The organism is Thermodesulfobium sp. 4217-1 (assembly GCF_039822205.1).
GTDB lineage: Bacteria > Thermodesulfobiota > Thermodesulfobiia > Thermodesulfobiales > Thermodesulfobiaceae > Thermodesulfobium.
Window position 1 is genome coordinate 87,040 of the sequence record NZ_JBAGBW010000001.1, and the last position, 13,217, is coordinate 100,256.

The 13,217-nt window shown below is 37.6% G+C and carries 12 protein-coding genes; 3 read left to right on the top strand and 9 right to left on the bottom strand.

The annotated features are described in order from the left end of the window. Window positions 1–2: 2 nt before the first annotated feature. Both V4762_RS00420 and V4762_RS00425 read left to right on the top strand, forming a co-directional pair. Entirely contained in the window at window positions 3–596 is a 594-nt protein-coding gene (locus V4762_RS00420; protein WP_347313787.1) for a riboflavin synthase, read from the top strand. Next, window positions 593–1,249, top strand: coding sequence for an endonuclease III domain-containing protein (locus V4762_RS00425; protein WP_347313788.1), 657 nt, complete (start codon window positions 593–595; stop codon window positions 1,247–1,249). Before V4762_RS00420 ends, V4762_RS00425 begins: the two co-directional genes overlap by 4 nt. Here the strand turns inward: V4762_RS00425 and V4762_RS00430 are convergent. Continuing rightward, entirely contained in the window at window positions 1,236–2,870 is a 1,635-nt protein-coding gene (locus V4762_RS00430) for a DHA2 family efflux MFS transporter permease subunit (protein WP_347313789.1), read from the bottom strand. The two genes, V4762_RS00425 and V4762_RS00430, sit on opposite strands and share 14 nt — an antisense overlap. A gap of 158 nt (window positions 2,871–3,028) precedes the next feature. After that, window positions 3,029–4,114: an HlyD family secretion protein gene (locus tag V4762_RS00435; RefSeq protein ID WP_347313790.1), complete on the bottom strand. Its 1,086-nt coding sequence runs from the start codon at window positions 4,112–4,114 to the stop codon at window positions 3,029–3,031. Between the two features lie 247 nt (window positions 4,115–4,361). On the opposite strand from V4762_RS00435, the gene V4762_RS00440 reads away from it, so the two are divergent. Beyond that, window positions 4,362–4,778: a universal stress protein gene (locus tag V4762_RS00440; RefSeq protein ID WP_347313791.1), complete on the top strand. Its 417-nt coding sequence runs from the start codon at window positions 4,362–4,364 to the stop codon at window positions 4,776–4,778. A 56-nt stretch (window positions 4,779–4,834) separates the two neighbouring features. On the opposite strand, the gene alaS is transcribed toward V4762_RS00440, so the two are convergent. The 7 genes from alaS to V4762_RS00475 all read right to left on the bottom strand — a co-directional run bounded on the left by alaS (window position 4,835) and on the right by V4762_RS00475 (window position 13,164). After that, window positions 4,835–7,402, bottom strand: a complete 2,568-nt coding sequence (gene alaS, locus V4762_RS00445; protein WP_347313792.1) for an alanine--tRNA ligase — start codon at window positions 7,400–7,402, stop codon at window positions 4,835–4,837. 44 nt (window positions 7,403–7,446) lie between these two features. Beyond that, window positions 7,447–8,085, bottom strand: coding sequence for a nitroreductase family protein (locus V4762_RS00450; protein ID WP_347313793.1), 639 nt, complete (start codon window positions 8,083–8,085; stop codon window positions 7,447–7,449). Between the two features lie 71 nt (window positions 8,086–8,156). After that, complete coding sequence (locus tag V4762_RS00455; protein ID WP_347313794.1) at window positions 8,157–8,963, bottom strand: slipin family protein; 807 nt, start codon at window positions 8,961–8,963, stop codon at window positions 8,157–8,159. Between the two features lie 25 nt (window positions 8,964–8,988). Continuing rightward, the gene (locus V4762_RS00460) at window positions 8,989–10,323 is read right to left on the bottom strand and encodes an NfeD family protein (protein ID WP_347313795.1); all 1,335 of its coding nucleotides are present in this window, start codon (window positions 10,321–10,323) and stop codon (window positions 8,989–8,991) included. A gap of 2 nt (window positions 10,324–10,325) precedes the next feature. Then, the gene (locus V4762_RS00465; protein ID WP_347313796.1) at window positions 10,326–11,519 is read right to left on the bottom strand and encodes a DUF3084 domain-containing protein; all 1,194 of its coding nucleotides are present in this window, start codon (window positions 11,517–11,519) and stop codon (window positions 10,326–10,328) included. Next, window positions 11,507–12,604, bottom strand: coding sequence for an LptF/LptG family permease (locus V4762_RS00470; protein ID WP_347313797.1), 1,098 nt, complete (start codon window positions 12,602–12,604; stop codon window positions 11,507–11,509). The genes V4762_RS00465 and V4762_RS00470 overlap by 13 nt, the downstream gene beginning before the upstream one ends. Beyond that, window positions 12,601–13,164 carry an LptA/OstA family protein gene (locus V4762_RS00475; protein ID WP_347313798.1) on the bottom strand — a complete coding sequence of 188 codons (564 nt, stop codon included), beginning with the start codon at window positions 13,162–13,164 and terminating at the stop codon, window positions 12,601–12,603. Before V4762_RS00475 ends, V4762_RS00470 begins: the two co-directional genes overlap by 4 nt. Window positions 13,165–13,217 lie beyond the last annotated feature (53 nt).

Here is a 13,217-nt window from a genome sequence, read left to right on the forward strand (position 1 = left end):
GAATGTTTACAGGTATTGTTGAAGATATTGGCCAGATAATTTCATTTACTCCACAGGGACAAGGTTATAAGATAAAGATATCTTTTAAAAAGGCGTTTGATGATTTAAAGATTTCAGACTCTATAGCCGTAGATGGCGTCTGCCTAACCGTAACGAGAAGAGGGGGACAAACGTTTGAAGCTGACATCTCAAAAGAAACTGTGTCGAGAACAGCTTTCAAATATTTTAAGGCAGGAGTAAAAGTAAACCTTGAAAGGGCAATGAGCCACGAATCAAGGTTCGGGGGACATATAGTCTTGGGTCACGTAGATGCAATAGGAAAAATAGTATCTATCAAGGGGGATACATTAAACACCATATTAACAGTAGAATTTCCCCCTGAATTGAAAAAATATATTGCACATAAAGGTTCTATTGCTGTAAACGGCATAAGTCTAACGGTAGCATCAATAAACGAAAATTCTTTTGACGTAGCCCTTATACCGCTAACCTTGAAAGAAACCTCTCTTTCACATAAGAAGGCAGGTTCGTTTGTAAACATTGAGGTTGATGTTATATCGAGATATATTGAAAATTTTTTAAAATTTAAGGATTGAGCAAAAAAGATATTGATCTTTTAAAAAATTATGAAATTCTTTATAATTTTTTTGGTCCACAAGGTTGGTGGCCAGCAGACAGTCCATTAGAGGTTATAGTTGGCGCTGTTCTTACTCAAAGCACTTCATGGCAAAATGTAGAAAGGGCTATTATCAATCTAAAAAAAGAAGGGCTATTGGACTTTGAGGCATTGGTTAATGTTGAGCAGGATAAGCTTGCAATGCTTATTAAGCCTTCAGGATATTACAATATAAAGGCCAAAAGATTAAAAAATCTTATAATAGAAATACATAAAAATTTTCAAGACTTAGAAGATATAAAAAAATTAAGCATGGAAGATGCAAGAAATTTTTTATTAAAGATAAACGGCATTGGATGTGAAACTGCCGATTCCATATTACTTTACGCGCTTGGATATCCAGTTTTTGTAATTGACGCATATACCTTAAGATGGCTTGAAAGATTTCATATAAAATTTTCAGGCAGCAAGAGGGACAGATATCATCAATCACAAGCTTTATTTATGAAAAATTTACCTAAGGATTCTAAATTGTTCAACGAGTACCATGCTTTAATAGTAAGGATGGGGAAAGAATTTTGCAAAAAGGTGCCTAACTGCAAAGGGTGTCCTTTTTACATCAGAGCTCTATAATGTTTTCAGTAGCCTCTGAATCCTTTTTATTCTTTAGCTTGTGAGGCCTGGTGTCTCTAATTAGAAAACTAAATACTATCGCGATAATAAATAGAAAAAATATCCAAAAAAATGTAGTGTTATAGGCCATTATGGCAGCATGCAGATCAATATAATTGCTCAGAATTGCAAAAGCCTTGTTCGGCAAGTCTGCAGGAGTAGAACCTGCGTTTTGCATCAGGGCACCGCTTAGATTAGCAAACCATGTGCTAAGTATGGGGGACGTGGTAGCAGGACTTATTAGCGAGCTCTGGGTGTAAAATGGATTGTTTGTAACGATGTGTTCTACCATATATGCCCTGTTTATAGTAGTAGAATTTTCAAGTATGGTAGCAAAAACCGCTATGCCAATACTGCCGCAAACCGTTCTTACAAGATTAAATAATCCAGATGCTCCGAACATAAATCTTTTTTCCACAGTCATTAGCGCTGCAGTACTCAAGGATACAAATATAAAAGCAAAGGCGACTCCTTGAATCACCTGAGGAATTAAGATGTCCCACGCATTTGTATTAAGATTCATTGTGGTAAGAGGATAAAAACTTATTGCAGCCAAAATCGTAGCAATAAAAATCATCTTTTTTGGACCTATAAAGTTATATATCCTACCAGCAAGCGGCATTGCAAAAGCCATAGCAAGACTCCTTGGCATAAGGGCCAGCCCAGATTCCATTACCGAGTAACCGAGAACGCTTTCGAATAGCATTGGCAATAAAAAAAGACTCCCGAAAAGTCCCATCCCAAAAATACCGCCAAGCGCAGTGGCGCTCGTGAAGGATATATCCTTTAGCACTCTTAGCTCAACAACGGGATTATCGGTCTTTAACTCCCATATTACAAAAGATATCAAAGAAATGGCACTAACAACTGCAAGCTTTACTATAAAGTCGGATTCAAACCATGAGTTTTCTTGACCCTTTTCGAGCATTATCTGCAAAGTAGAGAGCCCCACTGTCATCAACATAAGACCAATATAGTCAATTTTACCAGTATGCCTTTCACGATCGGGAGATTCTTTTAAAAAGAGGGATATCATTATTAGATTCAATATTATAAAAGGCATATTTATATAAAAAATCCAGTTCCAATTATAGTTGTCAGTAATGTAACCGCCAAGTGTCGGTCCAATACCAGGGCCTAAAACAACGCCCATGCCAAAGATGCCCATAGCCTTGCCCTGCTCTTCTGGCGGAAAGGTTTCCCTGAGAATTGCTTGAGACATAGGGATTAGAGCGCCGCCGCCTATGCCCTGAATAACCCTGAAAAAGATCATAGAGTTCATATTCCAGGCAAGACCACACAGAAATGATCCTATCCCAAAAATAATCACGCTAAAGGTGAAAAACCTCACCTTGCCGAACAAATTGCTCAAAAATCCTATCGTAGGCATTATAACAACGTTGGACAACATATATGCAGTTGATACCCAGGTAATTTCAGAAACTGATGCACCCAGAGATCCTCTCATGTTTGGGAGCGCAACGTTTACTATACTGGTGTCAAGAGCGGCTACCAGCGTGCCTAGCATTATCGTAAGCGTTATCATCCATCTATTCGGGTGAGCAGAATCTTTATTTGGCATAATAGCTTAATATCACATCCTTTTTAATTTAAAATGAGGGGTAAATCAAAACATTTTAAAGGGCACTTTGTGTATTGAGAGGGTTAAACAATAATACGTCATAGAATAAGAAAAGGTTTAACCCAGTATACGTCAAAGCATTTCAAAGCGTGTGTTGTTTAAAATCCTGTGTCAACAAATGGATTTACAGAAAGCCCTGGATAAAGAGGATGTTTCGAATCGTAAGGGCTATCAATTGCTATCCTGACAGGGACCCTTTGGACTACCTTTACGAAGTTACCAGTAGCGTTCTCGGGTGGTAAAAGACTAAATACTGCTCCTGTGCCTGGTTGGAAGCTTTCAACGTGACCCTTGAAGGTAACTCCAGGATATGCGTCCACCTGTATGTCTACCTTTTGTCCGACTCTCATTTTATCAATCTGTGTTTCCTTATAATTTGCAGTAACCCACAGGTCATTCTTTCTTACCAATATGAACAAGGTTTGTCCAGGAACAGCATAATTCCCTACCTCAGCAAATTTTTTTGCAATAAAGCCGTCTTCTGGAGCTAAAATTTGTGTTCTTTGGACGTTTACAAGAGCTTGATCGAGGTTTGCCTGAGCTGCCTTGATAGAATACAAAGTTGTAACCTTTTGAGCCCTAATGGTTTCTAAGGCAGCCTGAGCCTGAGCAATAGCCTTTTGAGCAGCTTGCATTGCAGCCACTGCAGTCTTTTCCTTGGTAACATAAGTGTCATATACATCAGCAGAAACAGCATCCTGCTTGTATAGGTCTTCGTACCTAACTTTCTCTTTTTGTGCCAGCTCTGCCTGTGCCTTAGCCGATGTATAGTTATCCATAGCTTGTTGCAGCGCTGCCTCAGCCTGGTTTTCAGAACTGTCAATTTCATTAATTGTAGCCTGAGCCTTATTCAAGGTCGCCTGATTAAGGTTCAATGCGTTCGTATAGTCAGATGTTTCAACTTCAGCAAGAACCTGGCCTTTCTTTACCTGCTGGTATCTTTCTACTTTTACCGCAACAATATTGCCAGATATCTGGGGGGATATATAAATATATGTGCCCTCTACGTATGCGTCATCTGTACTCTGGTGAGTAAGAGAATATACAACTTTTTGATAGGCAAATGGTGATAGTATTATGAGGACAATCAAAAGGGATATAAGAAATACCTTTTTGGTAGGTCTTTTCACTTGCGAAAGATTAAACTTAGATTTGAGATTGTTTTCTTTAGGTTGATCTGCCATAACGCCTCCTAATTATTTCTTGTAAAGTATCATTTTAGTAAATACTGACCAATCAGTCAACTATGTTATGTATATTGCTATAATACAAATAAACGTGTTATACTATATGTGGTGTTTCTTAATTGTTTATACTTATAGATAAATTTACTTTCTGAAACAAAAAGAAACTCTAATATTTAGATAGTATTTACAAATAATTTATAGTGTTATAATAGTCATAAGTAAATATTTTAAGGAGGCGTTTGACATGGACAAACAATCTGTTTTAGTTGCCTTTAGAAACTTTAAGGTTGACAGATCGGTTTTAAAGGAGGCTACAAGAATTGCAAGATCGAATGCGGCGACTGTTTGTCTTCTAAACATAGTTGAACGCTCTAATATACTTGGCGTATATAATCCCGTAGCAGAAGAAGAGCTTCTCACAAGAGCAGAAGACGAAATAGTAAAAGCAAAAGAATATCTTGCATCTGAGGGTGTGGAGGCTGCTGGCTTGGTAAGGTTTGGAGAGAGAAGTGAAATAATATGCGAAGTTGCAAATAAATTGAAACCTGTTAGGGTGGTAATTGGAAACAGAGGCCTTAAGGGAATAAAGAGGTTTTTGTTCGGAGGAGTGCCTGAAAGAGTAGTAAAAACTTCTCCTTGTCCGGTGTACGTCGTAGAATAACACAAACTAAAACTCATAGCCCCCGAAATTAAAATAATTTCGGGGGTATTTATTTGTTATACTGACTTTAGAAATTCCTTCAGAGCGTCAATAGCATCAGAAATCTTATTTGAATCCTTAATACCACCCTGTGCAACCTTATCTCTACCCCCTGCACCGCCGCCAGTAATCTTGGTAACAACTCTTGCCAAATCTTTTGCGCTAATATTTTGAGATATTTTGTCAGAAACTGATAGCACAAAATTAGCACTTTGGTTATTAACTGAGTACAAAAACAATACTAAATTGTCAAAGCGATTCCTGACAACATCTACAAAAAAAAGCATATCATCACTCGTGTATGAATTGAAATTGTCAACAAACAAGGAAAAGTTTCCAATTTCCTCAGCCACCAGTTCGCTTGCCTTTAGCTTCAAAAAGTTCGAAGTCGCTTCTCTAAGGCGCCTTTTATCTTCCTCTACTTCTTTCATAATCGAAATCGACTTTTTTACGGGTGAGCCGCTTGCATCTATAATCTTATCAATCTTTTCAAGGTCTTCTCTTTTTTTCTGGAAGTATTCCAGAGCCCTTATACCTGTAAAAGCCTCAATTCGCCTAACAGAGCTTGCGATAGATTCTTGTTTTACAATAGCGAATGTACCAATTTCACCAGTCATTAGAGCATGAGTTCCACCACATAGCTCAGAAGAAACGTCATCAATATTTAATACTCTAACCCTTGACTTATATTTATCAGAAAATAAGGCCATAGAACCAGACTTAATAGCTTCTTCAAGGTCCATTTCTTGGGAAGTCACTGGGTGATTTTCAATTATTATTTTGTTTACAGATCTTTCTATATCCACTATATCCTCATCTGGTAGCGGAGCATTTGACACAAAATCAAATCTTAACAGTTCGTCAGAGACAAAAGAACCCTTTTGTTTGGTAGCCTCGCCAAATTTATCTCTAAGCACGGCATGCAATATATGGGTGCAAGTATGATTACTCGAAGACAGTCTTCTTCTTTGAAGGTCAATCTCGGCATCTACAGAATATCCCACGCATAAGGTCCCATTCTCTAATTTTCCAATGTGAAATATTGCTTCCTTCTCTCTCTGTACGTCAGTAACCCTAAAGATAGAATCTGCAAACTTTATATAGCCATGATCTGCAACCTGGCCTCCGCTTTCAGGATAAAATGGCGTTCTGTCAAGCACTATAACGCCCTCATCTCCGACGGACATCCTAGTAGTTTCAGCGCTATCTTTATACATGCCAATTATATTTGAATTGGTCTTAACATTATCGTAACCAACAAATTCAGTAACGAAAGATGTGTTCACAATATCGTCAACAAATTGAGAGCCCTCTCTGGATTGCTCTTTTCTCTGTCTTAGTAAATTGTTGAAGCTGTTTATGTCTATTCCGATATTGAACTCTGTTGCCATTTCTTTTGTTAATTCGACAGGAAAGCCATAAGTATCATAAAGTAAAAATGCAATTTCGCCTGAAACAATGCCATCATTTTTTATTTGAGGTAACATTTTATTAAACATACTTAAACCATCTTTCAGACTCTGGGAGAACTTTTCTTCTTCAGCTCTTATGGCATCTTTAAGGTAGTCTATTTTATCAGTAAGTTCAGGATACGAATGCCTATATATATCGCATACTTTTGACACAGCTTTATAGATAAACGGCTCTTGATATCCTGATAGGTGCGAAAAAGTCAATGCCCTCCTTAGAAGCCTTCTAACTACATAGCCTCTTCCCTCATTTGAAGGAAGGACTCCATCTGAAATTGCAAAAACAGCGCCTCTTAAATGGTCTGACATAACCCTTAGAGAGGTAATCCCCGACCCGATATATTCTATCCCTGTAATGGCAGAAAGCTCTTCAATAATTGGATAAATCAAATCTGTTTCGTAATTTGAGTCCTTGCCCTGCAAAACTGAAGCAATTCTTTCAAGACCCATTCCAGTATCTATGCCCTTTTTCTCAAGAGGGGTTAGGTTGGACTCTTCATCTCTATTGTATTGCATAAAAACAAGGTTCCAAATTTCTAAAAATCTATCACAACCACAAAGAGGCGAACAATCAGGACTTTTACAGCCAAAACTTTCCCCTCTGTCATAATATATTTCAGAACAAGGGCCACAAGGACCGACAGGACCAGCAGACCAAAAGTTATCTTTTTCGCCAGATCTATAGATCTTTTCTGCTGGGATGCCCAAAGATCGCCAAATATCAAATGATTCGTCGTCATCATTGTAAATGGTTATATAAAGTCTATCCCTTTGAAGGTGTAAAATCTCTGTTACAAAAACCCACGCAAAAGGGATGGCCTTCTCTTTAAAGTAATCGCCAAAAGAAAAATTTCCAAGCATTTCAAAAAATGTGTGGTGTCTTGCGGTCTTGCCAACCTCTTCAATATCGTTTGTTCTCAAGCACTTTTGGGAGGTCGTTGCCCTCCTAAAGGGTGCTTCTTCCCTGCCCAAAAAATATGGTTTAAAGGGGACCATTCCTGCGATAGTAAACAGTATTGTCGGATCATCAGGTACGAGAGAAAAACTGGGCAATACAGCATGCCCTCTATCTTTAAAATAATCCAAAAAAAGACGTCTAATGTCATCTGAAGTCAAAATCATACCTCCTACAATATAAAAAAAGTTAAATAGCTATATAATTATATAAAACGCAAAACTTCATTTACGCTCTTTCTCCTTGGAGCAGAAAGACTGTTTGTTGCAGGCTTACCCAGAGGTATTGTAGCAATAATTCTATCATTATCGTGAATGCCAATGATCTTTCCCATTTCTCTTTTCGCAATATTGGGAGCTGTCATCCAACAACTGCCATAGCCCATTATGTGTGCAGCAATCTGAAGCTGTAAAATGCTTGCAGAAACGCTTTGTATTGATGCCTCATATGCGAAAGAGGGTTCATCTTCTTCTAAGAAATACTCGTTAATAAAGTCCATTACTGACTTATAGGGCTTTGCAATAGCAAATATTACAACAGGAGCTTCCTTAAAAAAGGTAAAATAGAAACTTGATTTTGAAATAAGTTTAATCTGCCTGGCATCCTTATCCTTGTCAAGATTTGAAGACATAAGATCAAGCTTTTTGAGAACTGCGTTTGCAAGCTCTTCCTTTACGGCATTATCATACACAGCCACATATTCCCATGGTTGAGAATTAGTCGCAGATGGAGACATGGTTGCAATATATATAATTTTTTCAATATCCTCTTTTGGAACAGGATCGGGTAAAAATTTCCTATGAGATCTTCTGCTCAAAATAACATCGATAAGTTCTTGCTGCATTCAAAACCTCCTTTATAACCGCTTAAAGTTATCAATCATCCAACGATCGATTTTATCTTTTCAAAGGTAATTTACTTGTTCTCTTTTTCTACGCTGTGCAGATACCCTGGATTAAAAATCTGACTCAATAAATTTATCGGAATAGGCAATATGGTAGTAGTATTTCTCTCGGGAGATATGTCGGCAATTGTCTGCAAAAATCTAAGCTGGATAGTTAATGGGTTTTGAGCCATAACTTCAGCGGCCTGCCTAAGCTTTTCTGAAGCTTGAAATTCTCCATCTGCAATAATAACCTTTGCCCTTCTCAATCTTTCCGCTTCAGCCTGTTTGGCTATGGCCCTTTGCATCTCTTGAGGAATTTCAACATCCTTGAGTTCTACCACGCTTACCTTAATGCCCCAGGGATTGGTTTGTTCATCTATAATTTGTTGAAGTCTGTGATTTATGGCTTCTCTTTGGGACAGCATCTCATCGAGCTCGGACTGTCCAAGAACCGATCTCAAGGTAGTTTGAGCAATTTGAGAGGTAGCTCGTACAAAGTTTTCAACCTTTAGAACGCCAAGCTCAGGATCAACCAACCTAAAATATACAACCGCGTTTACCCTGGCTGGCACATTATCCTTAGTTATGACCTCTTGTGGCGGAACGTCCATCGTGATAGTTCTTAAGTCTACTTTTATCATTCTCTCGACAAATGGAATCAAAAGTATAAGACCAGGGCCTCTCACTCCAGCAAATCTGCCCAATCTAAAGACTACGCCTCTTTCGTATTCCTGGGTTATTCTAATAGCACTTGGCAAAACTATTGCGATAACAAATATTGCAAATAAAATAAAGATTAAAACTGAACTAAAAACTAACCTTACAATGTCAAACATTTCTTACCTCCTTTTATAAGATCTCTTACACTTTATCTTCATCAGACATATCACCTATCTCATAATTTGTTGATTTCGTTACCTTAAGAATTATTCCTTCTTTGCCGACAATCTTAACTAAATCGCCAATTTTATAAGATTGATCGTCAGCTGGATTCGCGCTCCAGAGTTCTCCATCATAAAAAACTAAAAGCAAGCGTCCGTCGTCTCTGACGTCTTTTACCTCAACCTCTTTATTCAATAAATATGAAGAATCTGAAAATGGTTTCTTCCTTCTCGTCCCAAGGACAAGGTAAAAAAGAATTGCTATCAATATGCCCGTCAAAAGCGCCACTGGAATAGCAACTGTCAGAACTGATGGATAGCCTACCCTCTCAGAAGGTTCAAAAAGCATAAACATACCGAATACTAGACTTATAATACCACCTGCTGTCAATATACCGAAAGTTGGCAAAAAGATCTCTGCAACAAAAAGGGTAACAGCAAACCCTATGAACAACAAACCAGCTATGTTAAATGGGAGATTGCCGAGCGCAAATAAAGACAGCACAAGAGACATAAAGCCTATTACCCCTGGAAAGATTAGCCCAGGACTCGCTAGTTCAAAGATCATCCCAAAAATTCCTATCATCATAAGTATACTTGCAATAGTGGGGTTAGAAATAAAATGCAAAAAGCTCTCAAAAGGGGACATATTATAATATATAAAATTTGGCTCCAAACTGAGAGTAACCGTACTATTGTCAGCTATAACAGCTTTGCCATTTGCTTGAGAAACCAAAGAGTTTAGACCTGTTGCCACCATATCTATGACATGTTCTTTAATAGCCTCTGAATCGTTTATGCTTTTGCTATCGAATACTGAGCTTTGAGCCCAGGCTTCATTTCTGCCATGAATCTTAGCAAGACTCCTAATATATGAAGCTGCGTCTTGAGCGGCTTTTTCAAGAAGTGTTTTATCATTGCCGCCGCCAATCATTATAGGATGTGCAGCGCCAATAGAAGTGTTTGGAGACATAACAGCTAAAGACGATGCCTGAACAATAAATGTTCCCGCAGAAGCAGCTCTTGCGCCAGATGGATAAACAAAGCTTGCTACAGGAACCCTTGAAGACAAGATTGACTGGACTATCTCTCTCATAGATTGGTCGAGGCCGCCAGGCGTATCAAGTTCTATTATAACAAGAGAGGCATTTTGGCTGTTTGCGCTATCAATACCGCTTTTTACATATCTTGCAACCACAGGATCGATTACGCCGTTTACGCGTAAAACCAAAATATCGCCTGCATAGGCGCTCTGGAAAAAAGAAAAGGAAAACAAGAACAAGACTGTTAAAACTATAAAATTAAAAGTTCTCATAATTAATTAACCATAATTTGAATGTGTAAAGGACCAATTGCGTAAGTATCTTCTGCTGCAAGGATACTAATCTTAACCTTGCCCTGGTAAGACAAATTCTTTATGTTTCTTATAGCGTTATACAGCACAGGATATGATACGTTTCCAACAGTCCCAGTCAAAGGATCTGGCACGAGCCCTCTTAGCTTGGCTATGTGATTGGTCTCTTGCAGTAAAAGACCAAGCTTTGCGAGAAGTAAATTACTATCAAGGTTTGGATCTATCTCAGTAGATACTATCGTATCCTCTTTTCTAAAAACAAGGTTATTTTCAAAGACTTGAAGTGAGGCAAGAATATGCTTTTCACCAACCACGACGTTGCCCTCAGAAAGTATTCTTACAGCAAATTGCATATTATTTCTTGACATCATATCTATCGAATCGAACACATTTTGTTTTGGAATAAAAATCACAGTATCTACGCCTTCCAATCCAAGCTCGTTTATCAAAATAGAATTGGTCTTTTGTATAAAATCATTCAGCTCGCTTTCACAAACTGCCTTATCACCGCCTTGAATTGTTGTTTGGGCAATAATTTGGTGTGCCTCAAACTGAAGCTTCCCAGTTCTGAGAGACTGAATAGATGTTTTTAACTTATCCAATAACGCCTGTGAAGAGCTGATATCGTTTAACAATCCCGCCTTTTCAGAATTAAGAGATATTATCTTCTCATCAAGCAAGGACTTTTGAAATTCCATCTCTTTCACATGAGAAAGCGCTAAGTTATTTTCATTTTTAAGTTTGATGGTATCTAAAATAAGCTTTTGTTTTTCTTTATTTACATCGTTTAAATCGAGCTTCAGATTGTTTAACTCGCTCAAGCTCTTATTGTACTCAACTTGTAAGTTATTTTTTTCCTTAATAAGATTGTCTTTTTCCTTGCTAAGCGTAGAAATTTCCTCTTTTAAATTCTGAAGACCAAAAAGTGCCACCCTAGCATTTTGTGAGAGAGATAACATAACCACAATGGTAATCGCAGCTATCAATATACCAGAGCTTACAGACATAAAGATTGCAGTATGCTTTGGTCTCAAACCAAAAATTGAGAGCCTTTTTTTGCCAGCTTTTTTGCCAAGTTTATCGGCAATATATGCAACTACTGCGCTAAGCAGAAGAAGAATCGGTATGAAATAAAATCCTAACTCTACGTGTCCCATTTGACAACCATAAATATTCCAAAAATTGTAATCAATATATCCGCACCAAACGATGCCAGAAATGCAGGAATGTCTTTCATATAACCAAGAGTAGTGAATAAGCTAAAAATTAGATAATATGCGAGCACAGTAGATATTGCGATACCAAAACCAAGAGCAGACGATTTTCTCTCAGATGCTATGCCAAAGGCAACTCCTATACAGGCAAATGCAAAACAAGCAAAGGGAAGAGATATCTTGTTGTATAGATCTACATACAGAGTTTTATCAACTATGTCCTTTGACCTTGATAAATAAGAAAGTAGCTCAGAAAAACTCATATCTCTGGGTTTTTTCGTCGGCAAAGATTTTATGGTCTGAGGCAGTACCCCAAGAGGTACGATAAGTTTTTCAAAATCCAGTCTACCCATAATAAGGCCATCTTTAGAAAATTCATACGACAAGCCTTTAGATGCCACCCAACGGTTTCCTACAAACATAAGACTATTAGAATATATCGTCCTTTTTAAAAATTCATTGTCAAACTCTTGAATATAAACTTCCTGCAAGCTCATAGTAGCTGGCTTATATTCTTTAGCAAAAATTACAAATTTTGGTTGAGGGCTGTCAGGAGGCAGTTTAAATAAAACATTTTGCCTCTCTGTATTAAGCTCTTTTTTTAAGTCTTTTGCTACTATATATCTGCTTTGATCCATCAAAGGGTAAGCCAGTTTTTCAAAGGTAAGAAAAGAAAGCATTGAAAAAATGATGCCGATCACTATAAAAGGCAAAGAGAACTTGAAAATAGAAAGTCCAGCGGATCTGAGAGCAGCAAGCTCCCAATTTGATGAAATTCTTGATACTGCCATCAAAACGCCCAAAAGGGTTGCCATAGGAAAGGCAAACGCAATCGCATAAGGTATGCCACAAGCTATTAACTTAGAACCAGTTAGGAATGAGCCCTGATTGTCGGCAACCAATTTTATGGTCCTCATAGACTCTCCCGCTATCATCAAACCAGAAAAGGCAAGGAGTCCAAAGAAAAAAAATGGCAAAAAATCTCTTAATATATAAGACCAAAATAGCTTATTGAATATTAATCTCATTGTCCCACATTTGTAGCATTTTCTCCGGGACTATTGGCATCTTTTTTTAGAGAACCCGAAGTATCGCTTGACTTTATGTTTGTGCCTTCTATCTTGCCTGTTTTTGTGTTTATAATAAATTTGTCACCAGTCATTTTCGATGACTTAGAGCCAATAGACGCGTCGCCTATCAGTGTAACAATGTCATTTAAGGATGTAAGTTCATTGCAGGCAAATGAGTATTGCTTATAGACGCCATCTTTTACGTTAAATGCATCTACGTAAGTCCCATTATCAGTTTTTTTTAAAATAACTTTTTTTGATAAAAAGTTTAAATCTTTGCCAACCAATTTACCATTAAAAAGGTCCAAAACAGAATTGTTTGGATAATATTGCGCCTTTTCACCAGTAAATTCATAATCTTTATAGGTGATAATTACATTACCTTCTGCAACCCAAGTACCAGTTCCAAAATCAAGATAAACCTGATCAGCTTTTACATTTGGGCTTTCGGCAAAAGAAACGCCTGCCAACAAACATAGCATTAAAAAAGAAATTATAAAGCACTTTATAAAATTCAAATTATCCTCCGAGAATTAAACATATTAATTTTTGGCAATTACTTAAGAAAAAT

Excerpts from the sequence above, each read along its gene's own strand:
- V4762_RS00470 (WP_347313797.1), bottom strand. The coding sequence starts at position 12,604 with ATGAGATTAATATTCAATAAGCTATTTTGGTCTTATATATTAAGAGAT.
- V4762_RS00450 (WP_347313793.1), bottom strand. The coding sequence starts at position 8,085 with ATGCAGCAAGAACTTATCGATGTTATTTTGAGCAGAAGATCTCATAGG.
- V4762_RS00430 (WP_347313789.1), bottom strand. The coding sequence starts at position 2,870 with ATGCCAAATAAAGATTCTGCTCACCCGAATAGATGGATGATAACGCTT.
- V4762_RS00435 (WP_347313790.1), bottom strand. The coding sequence starts at position 4,114 with ATGGCAGATCAACCTAAAGAAAACAATCTCAAATCTAAGTTTAATCTT.
- V4762_RS00465 (WP_347313796.1), bottom strand. The coding sequence starts at position 11,519 with ATGGGACACGTAGAGTTAGGATTTTATTTCATACCGATTCTTCTTCTG.
- V4762_RS00455 (WP_347313794.1), bottom strand. The coding sequence starts at position 8,963 with ATGTTTGACATTGTAAGGTTAGTTTTTAGTTCAGTTTTAATCTTTATT.
- V4762_RS00460 (WP_347313795.1), bottom strand. The coding sequence starts at position 10,323 with ATGAGAACTTTTAATTTTATAGTTTTAACAGTCTTGTTCTTGTTTTCC.
- V4762_RS00420 (WP_347313787.1), top strand. The coding sequence starts at position 3 with ATGTTTACAGGTATTGTTGAAGATATTGGCCAGATAATTTCATTTACT.
- V4762_RS00440 (WP_347313791.1), top strand. The coding sequence starts at position 4,362 with ATGGACAAACAATCTGTTTTAGTTGCCTTTAGAAACTTTAAGGTTGAC.